Source organism: Bacillus sp. RSS_NA_20 (assembly GCF_020165915.1).
GTDB lineage: Bacteria > Bacillota > Bacilli > Bacillales > Bacillaceae > Bacillus > Bacillus altitudinis.
On record NZ_JAIUKW010000005.1, the window covers coordinates 1,822,631 to 1,844,566 of the forward strand.

At 40.5% G+C, this 21,936-nt stretch carries 22 protein-coding genes and 1 other RNA gene; 4 read left to right on the forward strand and 19 right to left on the reverse strand.

What is annotated here, in order from left to right; all coding sequences use genetic code 11:
• Window positions 1-13 precede the first annotated feature (13 nt).
• The 10 genes from LCD32_RS15105 to LCD32_RS15150 all read right to left on the reverse strand — a co-directional run bounded on the left by LCD32_RS15105 (window position 14) and on the right by LCD32_RS15150 (window position 11,071).
• Window positions 14-949 carry a response regulator gene (locus LCD32_RS15105; RefSeq protein WP_017359238.1) on the reverse strand — a complete coding sequence of 312 codons (936 nt, stop codon included), beginning with the start codon at window positions 947-949 and terminating at the stop codon, window positions 14-16.
• Entirely contained in the window at window positions 946-2,262 is a 1,317-nt protein-coding gene (locus LCD32_RS15110) for a sensor histidine kinase (RefSeq protein ID WP_048001827.1), read from the reverse strand. Before LCD32_RS15110 ends, LCD32_RS15105 begins: the two co-directional genes overlap by 4 nt.
• A 117-nt stretch (window positions 2,263-2,379) precedes the next feature.
• Entirely contained in the window at window positions 2,380-3,825 is a 1,446-nt protein-coding gene (gene aspA, locus LCD32_RS15115) for an aspartate ammonia-lyase (RefSeq protein WP_007500224.1), read from the reverse strand.
• Window positions 3,826-3,841: 16 nt separating this feature from the next.
• On the reverse strand, window positions 3,842-5,119 hold the full coding sequence (locus LCD32_RS15120; protein WP_007500222.1) for a cation:dicarboxylate symporter family transporter: 1,278 nt from the start codon (window positions 5,117-5,119) through the stop codon (window positions 3,842-3,844).
• Window positions 5,120-5,360: 241 nt separating this feature from the next.
• Window positions 5,361-5,558 carry a hypothetical protein gene (locus tag LCD32_RS15125; RefSeq protein WP_017359236.1) on the reverse strand — a complete coding sequence of 66 codons (198 nt, stop codon included), beginning with the start codon at window positions 5,556-5,558 and terminating at the stop codon, window positions 5,361-5,363.
• On the reverse strand, window positions 5,555-7,996 hold the full coding sequence (locus tag LCD32_RS15130; protein ID WP_224564132.1) for a heavy metal translocating P-type ATPase: 2,442 nt from the start codon (window positions 7,994-7,996) through the stop codon (window positions 5,555-5,557). The genes LCD32_RS15125 and LCD32_RS15130 overlap by 4 nt, the downstream gene beginning before the upstream one ends.
• Window positions 7,997-8,080: 84 nt before the next feature.
• Window positions 8,081-8,287 carry a copper chaperone CopZ gene (copZ, locus tag LCD32_RS15135; protein WP_017368060.1) on the reverse strand — a complete coding sequence of 69 codons (207 nt, stop codon included), beginning with the start codon at window positions 8,285-8,287 and terminating at the stop codon, window positions 8,081-8,083.
• An 83-nt stretch (window positions 8,288-8,370) separates the two neighbouring features.
• Window positions 8,371-8,676, reverse strand: coding sequence for a metal-sensing transcriptional repressor (locus LCD32_RS15140; RefSeq protein ID WP_017359234.1), 306 nt, complete (start codon window positions 8,674-8,676; stop codon window positions 8,371-8,373).
• 97 nt (window positions 8,677-8,773) lie between these two features.
• Window positions 8,774-9,217, reverse strand: a complete 444-nt coding sequence (locus tag LCD32_RS15145; protein WP_224564134.1) for a DUF6376 family protein — start codon at window positions 9,215-9,217, stop codon at window positions 8,774-8,776.
• 255 nt (window positions 9,218-9,472) lie between these two features.
• On the reverse strand, window positions 9,473-11,071 hold the full coding sequence (locus tag LCD32_RS15150; RefSeq protein ID WP_025207981.1) for a histidine kinase N-terminal 7TM domain-containing protein: 1,599 nt from the start codon (window positions 11,069-11,071) through the stop codon (window positions 9,473-9,475).
• Between the two features lie 239 nt (window positions 11,072-11,310).
• Between LCD32_RS15150 and LCD32_RS15155 the strand changes: the two genes are divergently transcribed.
• Complete coding sequence (locus LCD32_RS15155; protein WP_212338603.1) at window positions 11,311-11,547, forward strand: hypothetical protein; 237 nt, start codon at window positions 11,311-11,313, stop codon at window positions 11,545-11,547.
• Window positions 11,548-11,599: 52 nt separating this feature from the next.
• Here LCD32_RS15155 and LCD32_RS15160 read toward each other — a convergent pair whose 3' ends face one another.
• The 8 genes from LCD32_RS15160 to LCD32_RS15195 form a co-directional block, all read right to left on the reverse strand.
• Window positions 11,600-13,873 (reverse strand): CDP-glycerol:glycerophosphate glycerophosphotransferase, encoded by a 2,274-nt coding sequence (locus LCD32_RS15160; protein WP_224564135.1) that lies wholly within the window; start codon window positions 13,871-13,873, stop codon window positions 11,600-11,602.
• 430 nt (window positions 13,874-14,303) lie between these two features.
• Window positions 14,304-14,667, reverse strand: a transfer-messenger RNA (tmRNA) gene (gene ssrA, locus LCD32_RS15165).
• Window positions 14,668-14,847: 180 nt separating this feature from the next.
• A complete protein-coding gene (smpB, locus tag LCD32_RS15170; protein WP_008347658.1) occupies window positions 14,848-15,318 on the reverse strand; it encodes an SsrA-binding protein SmpB in 471 nt (156 codons plus the stop codon).
• Between the two features lie 139 nt (window positions 15,319-15,457).
• Entirely contained in the window at window positions 15,458-17,797 is a 2,340-nt protein-coding gene (gene rnr, locus LCD32_RS15175; protein WP_046527453.1) for a ribonuclease R, read from the reverse strand.
• Window positions 17,798-17,816: 19 nt separating this feature from the next.
• Window positions 17,817-18,563: an alpha/beta hydrolase gene (locus tag LCD32_RS15180; RefSeq protein ID WP_039963774.1), complete on the reverse strand. Its 747-nt coding sequence runs from the start codon at window positions 18,561-18,563 to the stop codon at window positions 17,817-17,819.
• Between the two features lie 123 nt (window positions 18,564-18,686).
• The gene (gene secG / locus LCD32_RS15185; RefSeq protein ID WP_003212746.1) at window positions 18,687-18,920 is read right to left on the reverse strand and encodes a preprotein translocase subunit SecG; all 234 of its coding nucleotides are present in this window, start codon (window positions 18,918-18,920) and stop codon (window positions 18,687-18,689) included.
• A 187-nt stretch (window positions 18,921-19,107) separates the two neighbouring features.
• Window positions 19,108-19,398: an AbrB/MazE/SpoVT family DNA-binding domain-containing protein gene (locus LCD32_RS15190; protein WP_008347666.1), complete on the reverse strand. Its 291-nt coding sequence runs from the start codon at window positions 19,396-19,398 to the stop codon at window positions 19,108-19,110.
• A gap of 37 nt (window positions 19,399-19,435) precedes the next feature.
• The gene (locus LCD32_RS15195) at window positions 19,436-19,669 is read right to left on the reverse strand and encodes a helix-turn-helix domain-containing protein (protein WP_008347669.1); all 234 of its coding nucleotides are present in this window, start codon (window positions 19,667-19,669) and stop codon (window positions 19,436-19,438) included.
• 154 nt (window positions 19,670-19,823) lie between these two features.
• On the opposite strand from LCD32_RS15195, the gene LCD32_RS15200 reads away from it, so the two are divergent.
• The 3 genes from LCD32_RS15200 (at window position 19,824) to LCD32_RS15210 (ending at window position 21,163) form a co-directional block, all read left to right on the forward strand.
• Complete coding sequence (locus tag LCD32_RS15200) at window positions 19,824-20,228, forward strand: helix-turn-helix domain-containing protein (protein WP_007500204.1); 405 nt, start codon at window positions 19,824-19,826, stop codon at window positions 20,226-20,228.
• A 130-nt stretch (window positions 20,229-20,358) separates the two neighbouring features.
• On the forward strand, window positions 20,359-20,760 hold the full coding sequence (locus LCD32_RS15205; protein WP_008347673.1) for a helix-turn-helix domain-containing protein: 402 nt from the start codon (window positions 20,359-20,361) through the stop codon (window positions 20,758-20,760).
• A gap of 82 nt (window positions 20,761-20,842) precedes the next feature.
• Complete coding sequence (locus LCD32_RS15210) at window positions 20,843-21,163, forward strand: winged helix-turn-helix transcriptional regulator (protein WP_007500199.1); 321 nt, start codon at window positions 20,843-20,845, stop codon at window positions 21,161-21,163.
• An 81-nt stretch (window positions 21,164-21,244) separates the two neighbouring features.
• Here LCD32_RS15210 and LCD32_RS15215 read toward each other — a convergent pair whose 3' ends face one another.
• Window positions 21,245-21,934, reverse strand: a complete 690-nt coding sequence (locus LCD32_RS15215; protein WP_008347676.1) for an ABC transporter permease — start codon at window positions 21,932-21,934, stop codon at window positions 21,245-21,247.
• Between the last annotated feature and the right edge of the window lie 2 nt (window positions 21,935-21,936).

Here is a 21,936-nt window from a genome sequence, read left to right on the forward strand (position 1 = left end):
GAGCATGTCTTTTTTAATCTTCCATGAAAATACGTTTCGCCTCGTAATAGAGCACCTGCACAAATTTCTTCACATTGATACGTGTGTGCTCTTCTCTTCCACTTGTCTCTTTTGTGAGTTCACTCATTTTCTTACGCACAATGGTAAAATCGAAAAATTTTGATGCATAGTTTTCAAAGGTTGGGTGAGAAAAATCGGTTAACCCGAGCGAGGCGATGTGTTTCAATGATTGGTTGATCGCACGTCTTACCCGCTGTTCCGCTGCTTTTGCTTCTCTTGCGATGTCTGCTGATGTAAAAGGTTCGTTTAATTTATCCTCTGTGATGCCAGTGAAAATTACTTTTAATGAAGGAAAAGAGTCGTGCTGATCGGCATGTAACGCTAAATACTGATCTGTGAAAAGAATCATATCTAGTAAATCCTTAGACCCTTTTTCGCCGACAATCCCAAGCTCCGCCAACAAAAACTGACCTGCCTCTGCAAGACTTTTCCCACGCTGCTTCGTTTTCGTGGTCTGTCCGCGCTGCTGGAACTGCATGACCGATTTGAGCGAATGCTGAATATTTTCAATTGAGTGCTCTAAATGCAGACGTTCAATCATGAGGTGGAGCACACTTAAGACCTCTACCCGATTGATCGGCTTTGTCACATAATACTCGACACCGAGCGTATATGCCTGGCCGATGAGTTCCTTTGTTTCTACCTGTGACAGCATTAAATATTTCCCATGAAATTCATCCTTGATCGCTCGAATCGTCTCAAGACCGTCCCTTTCCGGCATCAGAAGATCAATACACAAGATATCAATATGCAAATCATTTAAGTAGCTCGCTGTTACTTCAGCACCATCCTCTGCTTCCCCTGCCACAATGCCAAGCTCTTCATCTTCAATGAGCTGTGCCAGTGAAGAACGAACGGCTTCATCATCATCAACAATAAAAAATCTCATCTCCCATTCCCCTCTTTTCTGCTGACTTGATCAATTGGTATCGTTAAAGTGAACATCGTTTGTTGATTTGGGATACTCTTCATTTCAACACTTCCGCCAAGCTTCTCGGCTGTGTCTTTCACATAGGAAAGACCGATACCGCTTGATGGGTTCCCGGCTTGGTCGTATTTTAAAGTGAAGCCCGGTTTAAAGATCACATGATGGTTACGCTCTTTAATGCCTGGCCCGTTGTCACTGATTTGAAAAATCACATCATTTTCTTTCCGCAAAATGGATAGTGATACCTCTCCATTCACCGGAATGGCTTCAACGGCATTGGATACAATGTTATTTAATAAAGATAGAATGGTATACACATGATAAGCAGGGTGCTGTCCTTCTTCATCATAATGAAAAACGATGTGTTTTTTAAGAGATTCCGTATAATTTTCATGGATACGAATCACAAGTCCAGCGATATGAGCAGGACTTGCATACTCCTGAAAGTTTTCCTCATGAATCAGTTTTGATAAGGCAGAAAAAATTCGCTGATTATCCTTTTTGATTTCGTGTACCTCACCTGCAATTTGCAAAGCTGTTTTTCCGAGTTTTTTTAAATCTAATGATTCCGTATCCTTTGCATGATGCAGTGATTGATACAATTGATAGGAAGTAGCTGTAATGTGCTCAGCATGTGCAAGGGTTTTATAAAAATATGTAGATTCCGTATAAAGATTCGACAGCAGCATCAACAGGTGTTCCTTTTCCTTCTTCATTTGGCGCTCTCTCGCCTGTTCTTCGTATAATCGAATCATCGTATAACAAGCCAATACGAAAAAGCTTCTGAAAATCGCCAATACAAATAGTTGAAACAGCGTTCTCACTGTTAAAATTTCATCAATGGCTCCCCTGAGTGCAATCATTTCGACTACACTTGCACATAGTTCCATGATAATCCCTGTCGCCCCAATGAGCCAAGGCTTATCACGGAAACGTCTGACCTGTAATACATAAAAAAGCGTACCATAGACGACGTAATACAGCAGGGAAGGAAATCTTAAAGAAACGGCCTCTTCCAGCGCTAGGTGGCCTGACACAGCAGTATCAAGAAGCACCCGGAATGCAAACACGGATCCCCCCGCAATGATGCCGCTTGCCCATGCCGGGAATTTTTTCATTTGAAGCAGGATAAAGAAAAAGACAACGGTTCCAAAGCTGACACGAAAGCTATCCTCAAATGGATAAAATTTCAGCTCTCCCCCAATCGGAGTCAGAACAATGAGCATGATAATTAAATAAGGCTCTGTATTCAACCATTTTTTCAGTAGATTCAAACGCAGTCACATCCCTAATAATTGACGATAGTATACTATGTGAGCTTCAGAAAAACAAACAGTCCATGAAAAAACGCACACCAGACATTTGTCGGTGTGCGCTTCTCATGATGCCGCTTAATCTTCTAAACGATCCTTTTCTAAAAGTGATGCGCCAGCAATACCTGGTTTCGTCATTTCAAAAGGATTTAAGATGATATCAAGCTCTTCCTCTGATAACACATCATTTTGCAGACAAAGCTCACGTACAGATACGCCTGTAAGTATCGCTTCTCTCGCAATTCGTGCAGCAGCTTCATAACCAATATGCGGATTGACCGCCGTCATGACACCGGCACTCTTTTCTACATATTCTTTTAATCTAGATTCATCTGCTTTTAGGTCACGCAAGCAGTTATCGACAAAGGATTCAAATACATTTTTCATCATGCTGAGAGACTGTAGTAAGTTGAATATTAAAACTGGCTCCATGACGTTCAGTTCAAGCTGACCAGCCTCTGATGCAAGACAGATCGTGTGGTCATTTCCAATGACTTGGAATGCCACTTGGTTCATGACCTCAGGCATCACTGGGTTAACTTTCCCTGGCATGATAGATGAACCTGGCTGTCTCGGCGGCAAGTGCAGCTCACCAAAGCCTGCTCTAGGACCTGAAGCCATCAAACGAATATCGTTTGCCATTTTGGACATATTCATCATACATACTTTCAGTGCAGCTGATACTTCTGTATAAGCGTCTGTATTTTGCGTAGCATCGACCAAATCTTCTGCTCCAACTAACGGCAATCCGCTAATGTCAGCTAGATAACCAACGACCTGGCGAATATATTTAGGATCAGCATTCAGTCCTGTTCCAACTGCTGTTGCGCCCATATTGACTTCATATAAATGCTGTCTAGACTGCTTGATTCGTTTAATATCACGAGCAAGAACCTTTGCATATGCACTAAACTCTTGACCAAGTCTGATTGGAACAGCGTCCTGAAGATGCGTACGTCCCATTTTGATGACATGATCGAATTCTTGCGCTTTTTCTGTCATGACTTGATGCATGTTTTCCATCGTATAAAGTAGTTTTTCAATCATATTCAATGTTGAAATATGAATCGCTGTTGGGAAAACGTCGTTTGTTGACTGCGACATGTTCACATGCGTGTTTGGACTTAGCTCAGTATAAGCGCCTTTTTCCTTTCCTAGTAGTTCAAGCGCTCTGTTTGCAATGACTTCATTGGCATTCATATTCATTGAAGTGCCAGCTCCGCCTTGAATTGGATCGACAATAAATTGATTGTTCCATTTTCCTTCAATAACCTCATCTGCGGCTTGAACAATTTTTTCTCCAAGACCAGCATATAGTCGCTTTGTATCCATATTTGCAAGTGCGGCTGCCTTTTTGACAATCCCTAATGCTTTGATGAGTTCCTCATGAACATGGTAGCCAGTAATTGGAAAGTTCTCTACTGCACGTAATGTTTGAATTCCATAATACGCTTGAGTGTCTACTTCCTTTTCACCTAGAAAGTCTCGTTCGATACGAACTTGCTTGTCCTGTAGCTTCGTCATTTGAAAAGATCTCCTTTTACGCTGCTTTTGTTTGTTGTTTTAATTCCTCAATATACTTCTTCGATTTCTCTTGATCAAACACTTTTTCCCACTTAGACATGACAATGGCTGCAAGTGAGTTACCAAATACGTTAACAGTTGTACGAACCATGTCAAGGATACGGTCGATCCCAACGATGAAGGCAAGTCCTTCAAGCGGAAGTCCCATTGCTCCAAGTGTTGTGATGACAACAACGATCGATGCACCTGGTACACCAGCCATTCCTTTTGATGTGAGCATTAAGATTAATAGTAACGTAATTTGCTCATAGATGGAAAGAGGCATGCCGTACATTTGTGCAACAAATATGGCGGCAATGGATTGATAGATGGCACTTCCATCTAAGTTAAAGGTATAGCCTGTTGGGATAACGAACGACGTGATCGCTTTCGGGCAGCCGAACTTCTCCATTTTATCCATAAGTCTAGGCAGTACAGCTTCTGAACTTGCTGTTGAGAATGCAAGAATGATTTCTTCTTTTAACACTCTAAATAGTGTAAAGACGCTTGTTCCAGCTAATTTTGCGATAATGCCAAGTACGACAATAACGAAGAATGCCATTGTGCCGTAAACGACAAGTACCAGTTTACCTAGCGGGAGAAGCGCTCCGACCCCGAATTTGATCACCGTCACACTGATGAGCGCGAATACACCAAATGGTGCAAACTTCATCACTTTATTGGTCACCCAGAACATCGCTTCGAGGATGCCCTCAAAAAATCCTAACACTGGTTTTCCTTTGTCTCCAACTGCTGCAATTCCTAATCCGAATAACACTGTAAAGAAGATTGTTGGTAATAGATCACCTTCTGCAATGGATTGGAACACGTTTGTTGGCACAAGATGCACAATCGTTTCAGAGAAACTAGCTTTTTCGGCAGAAGACTTAGATGTCTCTTCATATTTAGAGATATCGCCTTTCTCCATGTTACTCATGTCAATTCCTGTACCAGGATGGAAAACGTTTGCTGCAAGCAGTCCAACTGCTAATGCAATCGTTGTCACAATTTCGAAGTAAAGAATCGTTTTCCCACCGAGTCTTCCGATGGTTTTCATATCGCCTACACCTGCAACGGCTACAATCAATGCAGCAATAACAATTGGAAGAACGATCATTTTAATTAAGTGGATGAATATATCGCCAATCGGCGTTAACACATTAATAACGGTTTCATTTTGATAAAATAGTGCTCCTACGACAACACCCAAAACAAGTGCGATGAGTATTTGAGAAGCTAACCCTAACTTTTTCATACGTGGACCCCCTTTTTTTGATAACGCTTTCTTTGTTGCCTAATCGCATCTTAACGATGAACCTACAAAAAACGACAAAAAGGAACAAAAAGAAGTGAATTTTTTATGAAAAATCTTTTAAAAGGTGGGTTTTTCCACAAAATTGTTAAAAAAAGACTTCGCTTTTGGCGAAGTCTCAGGTTGTTGAGAAGAGCTAAAATGAACTTTATGTTAGCTCTTTGTGATAGAAATCCATTGAAGTCTAGAAAGGGCGAGCACCAAAGTGCAGGACTGACACCGAATGCGAGGACTTCGCTTCTGATGAAGTCTCATGTTGCATATGATCAGCTGGCGGCTCTTGAAGAGGAGAAAGTTCGACATAAATCGCATAGCCTATCAGTACAAAGGCTACATAAATCACAGCACTCAACGTCCACACCCATTTGACATTCAGCTTCATTTTGCCACACCCTCTCTGACAGGTTTCAATCGCTGTAATCTTAGTGCGTTCAGCACAACCGATACAGAACTAAAGGCCATTGCCGCTCCTGCAAGCCATGGTGCCAGGAACCCAAATGCGGCGACTGGTATGCCAATACAATTGTAAGCAAGTGCCCAAAATAGATTCTGTTTAATGTTTCTCATCGTTTTTCTGCTAAATTCAAGTGCATCTGCAATGGCATGGAGATCTCCTGTCATGAGCGTAATATCTGCCGCTTCCATGGCAACATCTGTACCTGTTCCGACAGCCATCCCGATATTTGCTGTTGCAAGGGCAGGGGCATCATTGATGCCGTCTCCAACCATCGCCACTTTTTTTCCTTGTTTCTGAAGCGCTGCAATATGAGCCGCTTTTTCCTCTGGAAGAACTTCAGCGATGACATGATCTATGCCTGCCTCACTCGCAATCGCTTCTGCTGTGCGTTTGTTATCTCCTGTCATCATCACGACGTGCATCCCTTGCTCTTTGAGACGAGCGACCGCTTGAGAAGAAGACGATTTGATTGTATCAGCAACGGCGACAATACCTGCTGGCTCGCCATCAATGGCAATGAGCATCGCCGTTTTTCCTTGTTCTTCGAGCTCAGTCACAACTGCTTCTAGTGCTTCGCAGCTGATATGATGTTTCTTTAGGAGTTTCCGTGTGCCAATCAAAAGCTCATGTCCTGCAGCTCTTGCTTCAATTCCATGACCAGGATCTGCTTGAAAAGCTTCTACCTCAACCGCTTGGAGACCCCGGTTCTTCATGCCTTCTGTGATCGCTCTGGCAAGTGGATGCTCTGACTGCTGTTCTGCCGATCCTGCTAACTGAAGCAGCGTATCTTCTGTCCAATTGGCATTGGCAGACGCGATCACATCTGTAAGACTCGGCTCCCCTTTTGTCACAGTCCCTGTTTTATCTAGCACTACTGTATCTAGTGATTGGGTTACCTCTAAGTGTTCTCCGCCTTTAAACAGAATACCTGATTCAGCTGCCCGGCCGCTGCCTGCCATAATAGAGGTCGGTGTAGCAAGGCCAAGCGCACAAGGACATGCGATGACGATGACTGCTATAAAGGTTTCAAGGGCTGCTGTCACATTTCCTGGATCAACAAAGATATACCAAATCAGAAAAGTGAGCACAGCCAATCCTACAACAATGGGGACAAATATCCCTGAAATTTGATCTGCCATTCTTTGAATTGGTGCTTTTGAGCCTTGCGCTTGTTCGACGACTCGAATGATTTGTGAAAGAGCCGTTTCTTTTCCTACTTTTGTTGCTTTCACTTTCACAAATCCATTTTTATTGATGGTTGCCCCGATGACTGTATCTCCTATGGTTTTATCAACTGGCAGACTTTCTCCTGTAATCATCGATTCGTCGATCGCTGTTGTTCCTTCGATGATTTCTCCGTCTACCGGGACTTTTTCACCTGGCTTGACGAACACAAGATCATTCACTTTCACTTCAGAAATAGGAACGGTCATTTCTTTCCCATCTCGCTCTATCACAGCTTCTTTCGCTTGTAAGCCCATCAGTTTTTGAATCGCTTCTGATGATCTCCCTTTCGCTCTTGCTTCCATTAACTTTCCGAGCACAATCAACGTAATCAGCACAGCACTCGTTTCATAATAGAGGGCCGCTTCATGTGTGCCTTGAACCGCTGATTGAATACTTTCATATAAACTATAGAAAAAAGCAGCCGATGTCCCTAGTGCCACAAGGACATCCATATTGGCACTTTTATTTTTCAACGCTTTATAAGCACCTACATAAAAAGGCCAGCCGACAATGAACTGGACGGGCGCTGCTAATGCGAGCTGAACCCATGGATTCATAAACGCTTCTGGCAACCAAATAAACGATGTGAAAGAAAAATGACTGACCATTGCCCAAAGAAGAGGCAATGACAAAATCATCGAGAACAAAAAGCGTGCCGTTTGTTTCTCAATCGCTACTTGGCGATGGTCTTTTTTTCCTTCCTCTGCATGCTCTTCGGCTGGTTCGATTAATGAATACCCAATGGATTTCACAGCCTCTTTTATGTCACTTGGAGATATTTTCCCTGGATGATATGTCACCTGAAGTGACTCAAGCGCAAAGTTCACTGATCCTTGATCAATACCATCCATCCGGTTGACTTTTTTCTCAATTCGGTTTGCACAAGCCGCACATGTCATTCCCTCTATATCAAATTCGGCTTGCTCCATCACCACATCATAGCCAAGAGATTGAATTTTTTGTTTTAGATCCTCTGCTGTGAGTTGTTCTGTTTCATACACAATGTGGGATGTTTCAAGCGCAAAGTTCACACTGGCGTCGTCCACACCTTCCAACCTGTTCAAGCCCTTTTCAATGCGGCCTGCACAGGCGGCGCAAGTCATTCCCGTAATTTGAAAATCAATTTCTTTTTTCATTTATCTCACCTCTCCACATACTCCATGGGGGTATTGTTATTTTTAAAAAAATACGTGCTGTCTTATGCAGCACGTATGCTCATTTTATACGACATCATATCCCTGTTCTTCAATGACATCAGAGATCTGGTGTAACGTGATTTGATCTGGGTGAAAGGAAACCTCCACCTGACCCTTATCTAAATGGACTTTCACAGATTCAACACCTGCTAATTCTCCTACATTTCCTTCGACTGCTTTCACACAATGTCCGCAAGACATGCCTTGCACTTGTAGTGTTGCTTGTTCCACTTCTCATCGCCTCCATCAATCATTTTCTAATTTTACTATACCCTAGTAGGGTATCATTGTAAACATAAATGATCCGCTTTTTGCTACGATTTTGTCAGCTTCGTGAAGACATTCATTAACTCCTCAATGGCTTCATCCCCATTACCGCTCTTAATGGCATCCGCTACGCAGTGATGTGTATGCTTTTCCATTAATTGAAGACTCACTTTTTTTAAAGCTGCATTGACAGCAGAAATTTGATTCACGACATCTATGCAGTAACGATCGTTTTCAATCATTTGCTGAATCCCTCGCACTTGACCTTCCACTCGTTTTAAGCGATTGATTAATTGCTCTTTTTCCTTCTCAGCTCTAGGCGAAGCGATATGTCTTTCTTCATGTTCTGTCATCTGATCACCTTTTTTCTATCATACTTGTGTTACATTCAATTAAAGCATATCTTCACCTGAAAAGGCAAAGATATGCTGTGATCACCGTTTACTTACCCTAGTTTGTTAGTTGTTCAATATCTTGCAAAAGGCTGACCGATTGCTGAAGCTGCTTCATGAGCCCTTGTTGATCTGCAGCATTGAAGTTGTCCATTTTCAATTGCTGTAAATAGGTTTGAATCTCCTCTGACAGCACTTTATTTTTCTCTATGATTTGTGCATGCAGGTCTTCTGCTATTGATGGGGCTGTGAGTTCATTAAATTCTTGAATGTCTGCTTTCAATGATTCCAGTTGCTGCGTCAAATCTGCTCTTTTGGCAGCATCTTGTACAGCTTCTTCCGCAAGCTGTGGAAAATCCTCTGTGAATTGCTGAATATCTGTCACATACTCATTTGTCTCTGTGACATATGTCGTTGTATCGTTTACTTGGTCTAACAGTCCTGAACATCCACTTAACAAAAACGTACCGGTAAATAGAAACGCCATCACATATTGTTTCAAGATCCATCATCCTTTCATCTGCTATGTTGAAACCCCTCACTTGTCCAGCTCCCAACCACACAGATGCAAAAAGATCTTAAAAAAAGCCAGACCTTTGCCTCATGTGTGATAGGCAAAGGTCTGGCTAACATGTTCATGCCGGAATGGCCGAGAAACAACGGATGTTTCTGTAATGACGACCAAACCGTAAAAGCTACTCCCCTTTAGGAAACCGTTCAAATGTTATGTTTATCATATCTAAATGAAGGACAACAGTCAATGAGAAGCAGGGGGAAGATCCTGCTTTTGGTATAGCATATAGCCCGAACCAGTTGATGCATAAATCCGATTACGTCCTTGGCGTTTTGACATATACAAGGCTTGATCTGCCTCAAATAGAAGCGTTTCTAATATAGAGGGATCATTCGCTGTATGGGCGACGCCAAAGCTTGCTGTCACTCTTACTTTCTTCTCATCTGTCTGAAAGAAACTCACTTCAAATGAATGTCTCATCTGTTCCGCAATATGACATGCCTCTTCAAATGAATGATGCGGGAGACAAATGGCGAACTCTTCTCCACCATATCGGCCAAATAAATCATCCATCTTCAAATGCTGCTGACAAATGGACACAACATGACGCAACGCCTCGTCTCCAATATGATGTCCGTGCGTATCATTGATTTGTTTAAAGAAATCAATATCAAATAGCAATATCGCAGTATCCTGCGCATCCTCTTCCAATAACATCTGCGTTCGTTCAATAAAAGAAGATCGATTGAAGATATTCGTCAAACCATCAATATATGCTCGGCGCTCCAGCTCTTCCTGCAATAGTCGCTGCTCCGTAACATCGCTGATCACAATTTGCCTGCCCTCGACTTCGCCTCTTCTATTAAAAAGAGAAGAAGCAGTGAGATGATAATAGAAGGGCTGCTCTTTTTCCCACATTAAATCATACTGTGAATGATCCTGCGGAGAACGTAGCCACTGTATAAACGCTGGCTCTTTGATGATCCCTGAGAATATATCATCGATTTTATAGCCGATTCCCTTTTTAGCGAGCACAGGAATGATCAATGCAGCCGCAGGGTTATAATCAATCAGTGTTCGGTATCGATCCAATAGAAGAACACCTTCTGACATATGTTCAAACACACGCTCCATGGCAATGGGAGAGAGCTTAAAGAGATGAAAAGACATAATCGCCCATAAGTAGAGTGCGTTGGTTAAAAACATCACCACTGGTACTGGGTCAATGTGAAAAGGCGTGACACCTAATAAATAGATAAAAGAGGTCGTGATCGGCAATAATATTCCAACGAGCAAGATCAGAACCTGTTTCAAATATTCTCTCTTCACACGTAAAAACCAAAGCAGCATAAAAATAGCGAGCATAGAACAGCCAAATGTATAGACCCCATGAATGATATACCAATAACCAATGGTAAAATCAGCTAATAAAAACCCGTCTACTGTATTCATCGTGATGCTTCGGTAAAAGAGTGAATGAAAAGAGTTGGTGAACACCAGAATGGTGGTTAAAATTGGAATCAGCAAGAAGAGAATCACGCGGCGCTTTGTTACATATTGATGGAAACCAGTAAACTGCAGCACAATCATCAGGCTGAACGGTGCAATAAACGGAAGACCTATGTATTGAAAACTAACCCAGAATGTAATTTCTTGAGGGGTGCGCGCCAATAATTCAAATGTATGTCCAAAAATATAAATCGCAGTTGCTCCAGACATATACATAAACAATTGACAGCCAATATACCGATGGCGATTTGCATGAGCAATGATTGATAATATTACGGACAGAATGCCAGAAACACTCATGATCACAATAAAATGTAAAACAATCGAATCCATGTAAACGCCCCAATTTCAGTTATTTAGAACTAGTCTAATCTTACTATATATGAGGACGTCTCAAATGGGAAGATGTGATTTTGATTTGGTTGACGGTTTTTTGGAAAGCGTTTGTCATTTTACTAGTCGTGGCGCCCCATCTATTCATTACTTCTTACTTAATTTAAGGATAAAGCATATTGTAGCAAGTGAAATATCTGTACAATGTGGAGATGAATGAAAAGGAGGCTTGATAGAAGATGACTTTTTTGATCATCATGGCAGGTTTGTTTATGCTGATTCTTTTAGAAAAGCCATTTCAGAAGAAACGATCTGGGCTGTTATTTTTAATGGGTTATTTGCTGCTGATTGCGGTTTATGTGATTCAGACAACATTTGTGGAGATTATGCCTGATGGGCTTTTGTTGATGATGGCGGTGATTGTGGTTTGTCCTTTGTTTGTTAGAATGATGCAGTCTTTTCAGAGGAACGCTTGACTTACTAATAGAAAAAACCTCTACTTGTACCATCGCAAGTAGAGGTATAACTTTAATGATTACGAGTAAATACTTCCTTCACCACTCGTTCACTTGCTTTTCCATCTTCTAGTGAACAGAATCTTTCATGGAATACATCGTATTTTTCCTTGTAAGCATCTTTTACGCTTTCAATGTTCTGAATGCTATGAAGCACTTCTTCAGACGTATACAATAACGGACCTGGCAGATCTTTTTCGACATCAATATAAAAACCTCTCAGCACATCTTTGTATTTATCAATATCATACGTAAAGAAAAGAATCGGCTGCCTTAGGTTTGCAAAATCAAAGAATACAGACGAGTAATCCGTGATAAGGATGTCACTTGAAATATATAAGTCATTGATATCATTATATTTAGAATAGTCAAAGGCAAACCCTTCAAACCCTGTTAAATCAATATTATCTGAAATGAAATAATGCATTCGTAAAATGATGACATATTCTTCGCCTAACTTTTCTTTTAACAAATTTAAATCTAAAGTGAGATTAAATTTGTATTGCCCCGCTTTATGAAATTCATCATCTCTCCATGTTGGAGCATATAAAATGACTTTTTTATCAGCAGGTATACCAAGCTTCGATTTAATCTTCACTTTATCTGCATCTGTAAAGTTTTTCAGAATATCATTTCTTGGATAGCCATATGTTAATATTTTTTCTTTCGGATACATAAATGCACTTTCGAAGATTTTTTCAGAATATGGGTTTGCTGCAATTAGGTAATCCCATTTTCGAGATTGTAAATAAAATTCTTTTTTGTAATCTGGATTTGCAGATACTACATTATCCATATCAAATACTAATTTCTTAAGTGGTGTACCATGCCATGTAGATAAGATAATTTGTTCATCTTTTTTATAAAGTGACTTGGGCTGTCTCATGTTTAAAACAAAATATTTTGCCACTGTGACATAGTAAAAATAGCTCCAGCTAAATCGCTTAATTACTTTAACGTTCTTGTGCTGAAATTCTTCTTCATTTGCCACCATTTCTTTATCATTCAGAATCCAAACATGCTTCCATTGATTTGGCTCATGCTCAAGAAGATATTTAAATATAGCCTTAGGGCTATCCGAATAGTTTCTTCCTAAAAAGCTTTCATAGACAATGGTGTTAGGTTTAATAGGCAATCTTGAGAAGAACAATTGTTGAACGATTCTTTGTCTTGCTCTCTTCTTTTTCGGTTTTATGCCCTGATACAGATTATAATAGAGAACTCTCTTTTTACTTAGACGATATGCCTTATGATAATTCCCGACCTTAATTGCATTAATTTCTTTTAAATGTCTTTTCTTCAATTTGATTGGATTTGACTCTGCATTCAAAATGGTTTGACAGGACTGATAAATAGGCGTTAAACGTTGAATGCCCTCTTTAAACACTGGGCTTTTTACAACCTTATATAAATATTGGCTGATCGCTTCAAGCTTCACTTGTTTCACTAAAGCCAAATCGTCACATTGTTCGATTGATTTGCTTAATGTTCGGAACATTTCTTCAAATCGATGATCCTGTTCTTCCTGGGAAAGTGAAGGGAAATTGATAGGATCGTTATGGATCAGCTTATAGTATAGACAAATTGATGTTTCCAAAATAGAGAATGCATCTTGATAAATTTTCATTAAGAACGGAATATCACTATACAATGGTGCGCTTTCATCAAACTGTATTTGATTGTTCAACAAATATTTCTTTTGAACAACGAACCCATGTGATTTTAATTGATAAGAAATCTTCTTAAAGAACTTTTCTTTTGCAATTTCATGATAATGAGCTGATACAACATTCTCCTCAAAAAGCATCTGCATGACTTCGTTTTCATTTGCATCAACATTTAATTTTTTCAAAACATGACTTAAGTTATCCAACGTATCATGCTGATACAAAGCCTGCTTCTTTTCCTTTAATGTTGTATTTCTGTCTACAATTGTCTTTTTCACTTTCAGCTTAAAAACATTCAATTGTTCTTGATCAATGATTTGCTTTGCATATATCAGCGCATTGGGATGTAAGAAATCATCAGCATCTAAAAATAAGATGTACTCTCCTTGAGCTTCTTCTATGCCTTTATTTCTACTAATGCCTGCATTTGTATGAGGTCCCATATTGATTGTTCTATAATTAAAAGTATAAGGCGCTAAAATTTCTTCTAGGTGTTGACTATCTTGATGGACCAAAAGGACTTCGAAATCTTTAAAAATTTGATCATCTAAACTTTTCATGCAGTTATCAGTATACTTTTTATTGGTATCCTTATAAGGAATAACAATAGTAAATAACATAAGATCCCTCTTCCAAATTTTATATAAACAACAATGTTTGATCTTTTCATCACTTAATATGATTTAAAAAACAATAAATATTATAACAAAAACGTGTTTTTATTCAAAAAAAAGATTCGTCTAAAAAGACGACTCACTAGAAATTCGTTTATCCAAAATGTTTTCATCTATACTTCTATGATACAACAATTTATCATACTTAACATAAAAAAACCACCGTTCTAGCCGACTTGAAATAAAAATAATAAGAACGTATTTTGTCTGTATGATAACATCCAGTTTTGTTTAAAATTCAGATTGTTTAAGTTTCTAATAGCAAAGAAAAATGACGCTGTGATAGCGTCATTTCATATAACCATTCATTTTTTAAAGATGCCAGCCCCGCATCAAGGGCTTTCAAACCCTTGATACGACTGAATTCTAAAAGTTTTGATGGAGACGGTGGGAGTCGAACCCACGTCCAGAGACATCGATTACTTAAGCGTCTACGAGCGTAGTCAACATATTTACGTGTTCGCTCATCCTCATGCCTGCTGACGGGCGCTTGGAGAGCTAGTCTGATGGATCTCTTCTTACGTCCTCAGACGAAAACGTAAGCGTAGCCTACTTCATTGGGCTCCTCACAGACACATAGGCGATGTCAGGAAGAGCTCGCTGCGCTTATTAGGCAGCTAGTGCTAAGTTTTGGTTAAAACTTTTAGTTTTGCCAGTTACATTTAGGTGCGTGTTAACGAGATCGCCTCTCGGCTCGCAGCCTAAGCTCGAACCATCCCTGTCGAATCCGTAACGTCCCCTTGTAAAAGGGATATACGGGATGGAAACGTTCTTTAGCTTAACTGCTTCCGTATATGACTATTATAACAATCTCATCGCTCGAAACAACTGGTGGTTTCTGTAAAAAACGACGATGATTGTTTACTGCATAACATATTGTAGCATAATGCTTCCGCTCTCAGCAAGCCATCTGCATGCGTCTAGAATTGCTTTTGCCGGTCACGGAAAGCTCGCTCGATTTCACGTTTCGCATCTTTTTTCTTCAGATCTTCACGTTTATCATATTTCTTCTTCCCTTTACCGACTCCAATTAGCACTTTGGCAAAGCCATTTTTCAAATAGAGTTTAATGGGAACAAGTGAGTAGCCCTCTTCCTTTGTCGCACCAATCAATTTACTGATTTGTTTGCGGTGAAGCAGCAGCTTTCTCGTTCTGAGCGGATCATGGTTATAACGGTTCCCCTGCTCGTATGGGCTCACGTGCATATTGTGAAGAAACACTTCTCCTCGTTCGATTTTGGCAAAGGAATCTTTTAAATTCACTTTTCCTGCTCGAATGGATTTGATTTCAGTTCCTTGTAATACAAGGCCGGCTTCGTATGTTTCTTCTATAAAATAATCATGATTGGCTTTTTTGTTTTGGGAAACAACCTTTCCCTCTCCCTTTGGCATTGGCGTACACCCTCCTTTTGACACAGACACGGTCCAAATCGTACGGATTATTTTATCAAACAATCCAGCTTTCGACAATGCTGCTGCCACTTGGTCAAAAAGCAAATAGAGCGTGATGCCCTATTTGCTTTTTGTCACGTTACTTTTTCTTTTTGCGCTTTTGTTTCGGTGCGTTATCAAATACGCGTTTTTTCTTTTTCTTCTTTTTACGACCTGTAAACCAGTCGCCGCCTTTATCCTCTTTGCCTTTTTCCCCAGAGGCCTTTTGACCTCCGCGTCCTTTTTTGGCTGGTGGATCTGTCCGTTTTTTGAACTTGAAGTCTTTTGGTGATTTACGGCGAGTGCCTTTCATCCCGACGATTTCAAAATCAATGGAATGCTCATCTTTATTCACACTCACCACTTTGACAGTGATTTCGTCACCGATACGGTAGACATTCCCTGTCCGCTCACCGATCATGGCAAAGTGCTGTTCATCAAAACGATAGTAATCGTCTGTCATGTAGCTCACATGGACAAGGCCTTCTATCGTATTCGGCAGTTCAACGAATAGTCCGAAATTCGTGACGGAACTAATCATACCATCAAACTCTTCACCGATTTTATCAAGCATATACTCTGCCTTTTTCAGGTCATCTGTTTCGCGCTCAGCATCAACAGAGCGGCGCTCCATTGTAGATGCATGATCTGCGATTTCTGGCAGCAGTTGACCCCACTTTTCAAGGGTCGCTTCGTCTGTCTTTTTCTCTATTAAATAGGTTCTGATAAGCCTATGCACGATTAAGTCAGGGTAACGGCGGATCGGCGATGTGAAGTGTGTATAAAATTCGGTAGATAATCCAAAATGTCCAATGCTTTCTGGATCATACTTCGCCTGTTTCATTGAGCGAAGCATCACAGTTTGAATGACGACTTCTTCCGGCTGATCACGGACGGCATCAAGTACACTTTGAAGTGCACGCGGATGAATATTCGTTGACGTTCCTTTGACAATGTAACCAAACGTCGTCACGAACTCTAAAAAGCGCTGAAGTTTCTCAGGATTTGGTTCTTCGTGAATTCGGTAAATGAACGGAACATTCATCCAGTGGAAATGCTCGGCAACTGTTTCGTTTGCCACCAGCATGAATTCTTCAATTAATTTTTCGGCAACAGAACGCTCACGAATAACTACGTCTTTCGCTGCGCCTTCATCATCTACAAGCACTTTTGCTTCCTTGAAGTCAAAGTCGACTGCTCCACGCTCCATTCGCTTGTCACGCAGAATTTCTGCAAGCTTCTCCATCTCTTGGAACATTGGTACTAACGGCTCGTATTTGTCTAAAAGCTCTTCATCTTGGTCAACTAAAATCTTATTCACATCGGAATAGGTCATTCTTTCCGTCGTTTTGATCACACTTTGGAAAATTTCGTGTTTGACGACTTTCCCACTTCGATCAATGATCATTTCACAAGAGAGTGTGAGACGATCAACCTTCGGATTCAACGAGCAAATGCCATTTGACAGGCGATGAGGAATCATTGGAATGACGCGGTCGACAAGATACACACTCGTTCCACGCTCATAGGCTTCCTGATCAATCGGAGAGTTTTCCGTTACATAATGAGAGACATCCGCAATATGCACACCCAGTTTGTATTTACCATCATCCAGCTTTTGCACAGTAACCGCATCGTCCAAGTCCTTTGCATCTGCACCGTCAATCGTCACGATCGTTTCATTGCGCAGATCACGTCTACCTTCAAGGTCCTTTTCATCGATCGTTTCAGGTGTGTCTGCTGCCTGCTGGAGCGCTTCTTCCGGAAACTCACCTGGTAGACCGTGTTTATGAATAATCGACAAAATATCGATGCCAGGGTCATTTTTGTGACCAAGGATTTCAGTCACTTCACCCTCTGCACTCATTCTTCCTTCAGGGTAGCTTGTCAGCGTGACAACGACTTTATGACCTTCAACCGCTCCGTTTTTAGCGGATTTTGGAATGAAGATATCGTTTGTGATTTTTTTATCATCAGGAATGACAAAACCAAAACTTTTCGTTTCTGTATAGGTACCGACAACCGTCTGAGTATTACGCTCCAGAATGCGGATGACCGTTCCTTCTTTTTTGGTGCCATTTGATTTGTGGCTGACACGAACCATGACGGTGTCGCCATTCATTGCTGTGCCTAGCTCATTTGGCGGAATGAAAATATCATCCTGTCCAAACTCTTCTGGTGTCACAAATGCAAATCCTTTTGCATGCGCAGAAAGCTTTCCTTTTACCAAGTTCATTTTTTCCGGTACACCATAGCGGTCGCTGCGGGTACGGACGATAAGTCCCTGATCCTCTAATATCACAAGTGCTTTGACGAGCTCTTTATAATCATCTGGATTGGTAATTTCCATCATGACTTCTAATTCCTGTACCGTTAATGGTTTGTACGCCTCTTCTTGCATAAACGCAAGTAATTCATCCATAAATTCTTCTTTTTGCACACTCTAACCCCCTATATATTTAAATTGACCAATCGAGTGATTCTAAGAATGCATATACATCCTGATGAACCTTCTCTCGCTCTTTATCAAGCGTGATAACATGGCCCGATTCTTCATACCACTTTAAATGTTTTTCATCTGTCTCTACTTCGTTATAAATAATGTTTGCACTGTCTGTATTAATCATATGATCATGACGTGCCTGAACAACAAAAGTAGGTGAATAAATCATGTCAACATTGTTTCTGACATCTGCAATGAGTTCTTGAAGGCCTTTGAGCGTACCCATTGGTGTTTTCTTGAACTCTTCCATCTCTTGCTCAATTTGATCCTCTGACTTACCCTCGAATTTTTTATAGTTACGGGCATAATCTAGTACACCCTGGTACATGACTTCTTCACTTTTTATGTACATAGGTGCACACATAGGTACAATTCCCTTTACAGGTACAGTGTAACCTAATTTCAATGAAAAAACTCCTCCGAGGGATAGTCCGCAGACCGCAATTTCCTCATAGCCTTCGTCTTTTAAAAATTGATAGCCTTCTTCTACATCTTTCCACCAATCTGTAGGACCTGTATGAACAAGCTCCTCTGGCGGTACACCGTGTCCTTTGTATTGAGGTGCATGGCATGTATAGCCTCTTTCATTCAAATAACGCCCAAGCATACGAACATCGGCTGTATTCCCAGTAAAACCGTGAAGAAGAAGCACCGCCTTTTCTCCACCTTTAAACGTAAATGGTTTTGGTGTAACAACTTTCATGATGTGACTTCCTTTCCTTCTGATATGGTTTATATTTTCCACTTGTATGTATGAAACAAACACAAAAGAGTGCGGATAATAAAAAAAGGTCTGAAAAAAGATCAGACCTTCTGTTACTCGCGCCTACACGCCTAAATATGCCAATGCAAGTGTTAAGATGAAGAAAAGCACTGACAAAATGACAGTTAATCGGTGAAGAATCAAGTCAAGACCTCTCGCTTTTTGCTTACCGAAAAGCTGCTCGGCTCCACCTGAAATAGCGCCTGACAGTCCTGCACTTTTACTTGATTGTAATAATACAACGATGATAAGTGCGATACTGACAATTACGAGTAATGTGATAACAAATGCGTGCATGAAAACACCTCCAGACAAACTGGTACACATAACTTTATTTTACATGAAAACAAGGTGCATGTCACGAAACATCAAAATAAAGATTTCCTATATATTGTCGACTTTATTTGTCATTTTGATTCAATTTCGCTCCAATGGATTGTATGCAGCATTTTTTATATGCAATTTTTGAGGTTAAAAAACGTTTTTAGCGAGTTGCTTCTTCTTTTAAGAGCTGTTTTAATTCTACTAACAACCGTTCAGCTCCTTCAGGACTCAGCACGACGTTACCGTTTCCATAGCTTTTGTTGTATTTCGTTATTTGGCCAGTTAATAAGCAGCTCTTATCTGCATCATATTTTTTCAGCATAATGGTTTGATCTTCGATGAAAATTTCTAACAGCTGCTCTTCTTTTATATTGAGTACCTTTCGCATTTCTGAAGGCAGAACAATTCTGCCAAGCGAATCAATGTGTCTTACCATTCCAGTTCTTTTCAATGAAGCCGCCTCCTTAATGATCATACGATGATTTCATTTATTGACTTTTGTCAACATCTTCATAGTAAAATAAATCTTCAAATTTTTTATCAAAGTAATGAATCATTTTGCCAATGACAAGCTGTCCTGGCTTCCGGTGACCATTCAATACCCTGCTGAGTGTGGCAGGAGAGATGCCAATTTCATCTGCGAGCTGATTTAAAGACATATCGTTTTCGATCATATACTGCATCACAAATGCCCGCCTGATCTGAATCTTTTCGACCATCATTACAACCTCCTATAGGATCAATATGTACAACATGTAGGACTCTCATATCTCCCGGATTCATTAACTTATGTCAACACTTTTACGCCCTTTCTATTTCCTTTAGTCAATGATCATACTAAAATAAGTCATATACTGAAATGTGAGGTTCGATGACATGAATCACTTTGGTGAACAATTACGCATTTTAAGAGAGAATAGAAAGATGTCTGTCAATCAACTCGCCATGTATTCAGGCGTAAGCGCTGCCGGTATTTCTCGGATTGAGAATGGAAAGCGTGGTGTGCCAAAGCCTTTAACCATAAAAAAATTAGCACGCGCTTTGAAGGTGCCTTATGAGGATTTAATGTTGCTTGCCGGTTATATTGAACAGGAAAAAGTGCATGAAATGAAACCGAAATATGAGTCCATATTAAAAATCTATCAAACGGCGCTTCAAAAGGATGTAGAACATCTCCCTATTTTCGATGGAGACCAATGGGAAACACTCACCGCACAAGACATCAGCCAGCTGAATCAATACTTTCTCACGCTCATTAACCAAAAAAAGGCGAACAAATAGCGGGGCATAAACATAAGATACATCCACCATTAACTAATGTCAATATTTTCATGGTGCACTTATTGCCAATAGTCAACAAATCGAGTACACTAGAGATAACTAATCTTTAACCATGTGAGGTTTTGAGTTGATGAACTTCGGTGCATATTTAAGAGCATTACGTGAGAAAAGGAAACTATCGGTGAACCAATTAGCGATGTATTCAGAGGTCAGCGCTGCTGGTATTTCTCGGATTGAAAACGGGAAACGCGGCATTCCGAAACCTCCTACAATTAAAAAACTAGCAGGTGCATTAAAAGTACCTTATGAGGACATGATGCAGGCTGCAGGGTATATTGAAGAAGCGTCTTCTGCCTATGTCATAAAGGAAGAAGAAACGGCTTTTACCCAAATAAAAGAAGCAGCAGAGCAATATGAACTTGATGATCTTGAAATATTTAATGGGGACATATGGTCCACCCTTTCTAAACATGAAATAGAAGATTTAAACCGCTATTTGTTATTTTTACTAAACAGCCGTTCGTCATCGTAAAATGTTTTGATCATTGATAAGCTTTTTGCGCCGATTTTTGACAGAATTACGGTATAATGGGTTCAGATTGGAGTGAAGAAAGATGAATCAATCTGATATGTGCCCGCGGTTTGAAAAAGCAGTTGAGTTATTAAGTAAACGCTGGGTGGCACTGATTGTTTTTCAGCTTCTCTCAGGTTCACAGCGCTTTAGTGAAATCGAAGCAGCTCTGACCAATTTAAGCGGAAGGGTTTTATCTGAGAGATTAAAAGAGCTGGAAGCAGCAGGCATTGTAAAACGGGAGGTTTTTGCTGAAACACCCGTGCGTATTGAGTATTCATTAACTGATATGGGGCGCTCACTTGCACCCGTTTTTGAGGAAATTGCGAAGTGGTCCTCTGAATGGATCACACTTGAATCATAAATGTCTCCTGATGTGAGCCGCCTAATCATGATAAAAAAACCTCCCCTACAGATGTAGAGGAGGTTTTGTCTTTTCAAGCATTTATGCGGATGTCATGTTTTTTTCAGCTAACGCCTTGCTTTCTTTTTTCTTGTTGGTTGGGCTTAAATAGCGTTCAAGCCAGCCCATGACAAGGTCGGCAATAATGGCCATGAGCGCAGTTGGAATAGCACCTGCTAAAATAATGGCTGTTCCGTTTGTCGCGTTTGATCCTCTGATGATGATATCACCAAGTCCTCCTGCACCAACAAATGTCCCAATCGCTGTAATACCGATTGCGATCACAAGTGCGGTTCTTAAACCAGCCATAATGACAGATAAAGCAAGCGGTAATTCAACCATTCTCAGCACTTGCCATTTCGTCATACCCATCGCTTTCCCCGATTCTAAATAGGCATGCTCAATGCTGACAATACCTGTGTACGTGTTACGGATAATCGGCAGAAGCGAATACAAAAAGAGTGATAAGATGACTGTATTTGCGCCAAGTCCTAATACAAGCATCAACACAGAAAGCATCGCTAACGCTGGAATGGTTTGAATGACATTGGTTATTGCGAACACCCAATTGCTCAGTTTGCGGTAATGCGCCACAAAGATGCCGACTGGTATTCCGACAATTGCCGCAAATAATACCCCATACGCTGACATGAGGAAATGCCGGTAAAATTCTTCTAACACATATGAACCGTTCTGTTGATAATACGCCCATAATTGCTGCAGTGTGTCCATCA

What these genes read in the sequence shown, in the direction of transcription:
- LCD32_RS15150 (WP_025207981.1), bottom strand. Translation starts at nt 11,071, where the DNA reads ATGGATTCGATTGTTTTACATTTTATTGTGATCATGAGTGTTTCTGGC.
- smpB (WP_008347658.1), bottom strand. Translation starts at nt 15,318, where the DNA reads ATGCCAAAGGGAGAGGGAAAGGTTGTTTCCCAAAACAAAAAAGCCAAT.
- LCD32_RS15215 (WP_008347676.1), bottom strand. Translation starts at nt 21,934, where the DNA reads ATGGACACACTGCAGCAATTATGGGCGTATTATCAACAGAACGGTTCA.
- LCD32_RS15160 (WP_224564135.1), bottom strand. Translation starts at nt 13,873, where the DNA reads ATGTTATTTACTATTGTTATTCCTTATAAGGATACCAATAAAAAGTAT.
- LCD32_RS15130 (WP_224564132.1), bottom strand. Translation starts at nt 7,996, where the DNA reads ATGAAAAAAGAAATTGATTTTCAAATTACGGGAATGACTTGCGCCGCC.
- LCD32_RS15180 (WP_039963774.1), bottom strand. Translation starts at nt 18,563, where the DNA reads ATGAAAGTTGTTACACCAAAACCATTTACGTTTAAAGGTGGAGAAAAG.
- LCD32_RS15125 (WP_017359236.1), bottom strand. Translation starts at nt 5,558, where the DNA reads ATGAAGCTGAATGTCAAATGGGTGTGGACGTTGAGTGCTGTGATTTAT.
- LCD32_RS15120 (WP_007500222.1), bottom strand. Translation starts at nt 5,119, where the DNA reads ATGAAAAAGTTAGGGTTAGCTTCTCAAATACTCATCGCACTTGTTTTG.
- LCD32_RS15210 (WP_007500199.1), top strand. Translation starts at nt 20,843, where the DNA reads ATGAATCAATCTGATATGTGCCCGCGGTTTGAAAAAGCAGTTGAGTTA.
- LCD32_RS15155 (WP_212338603.1), top strand. Translation starts at nt 11,311, where the DNA reads ATGACTTTTTTGATCATCATGGCAGGTTTGTTTATGCTGATTCTTTTA.
- aspA (WP_007500224.1), bottom strand. Translation starts at nt 3,825, where the DNA reads ATGACGAAGCTACAGGACAAGCAAGTTCGTATCGAACGAGACTTTCTA.
- LCD32_RS15205 (WP_008347673.1), top strand. Translation starts at nt 20,359, where the DNA reads ATGAACTTCGGTGCATATTTAAGAGCATTACGTGAGAAAAGGAAACTA.
- LCD32_RS15140 (WP_017359234.1), bottom strand. Translation starts at nt 8,676, where the DNA reads ATGACAGAACATGAAGAAAGACATATCGCTTCGCCTAGAGCTGAGAAG.
- secG (WP_003212746.1), bottom strand. Translation starts at nt 18,920, where the DNA reads ATGCACGCATTTGTTATCACATTACTCGTAATTGTCAGTATCGCACTT.
- LCD32_RS15105 (WP_017359238.1), bottom strand. Translation starts at nt 949, where the DNA reads ATGAGATTTTTTATTGTTGATGATGATGAAGCCGTTCGTTCTTCACTG.
- LCD32_RS15195 (WP_008347669.1), bottom strand. Translation starts at nt 19,669, where the DNA reads ATGATGGTCGAAAAGATTCAGATCAGGCGGGCATTTGTGATGCAGTAT.
- LCD32_RS15200 (WP_007500204.1), top strand. Translation starts at nt 19,824, where the DNA reads ATGAATCACTTTGGTGAACAATTACGCATTTTAAGAGAGAATAGAAAG.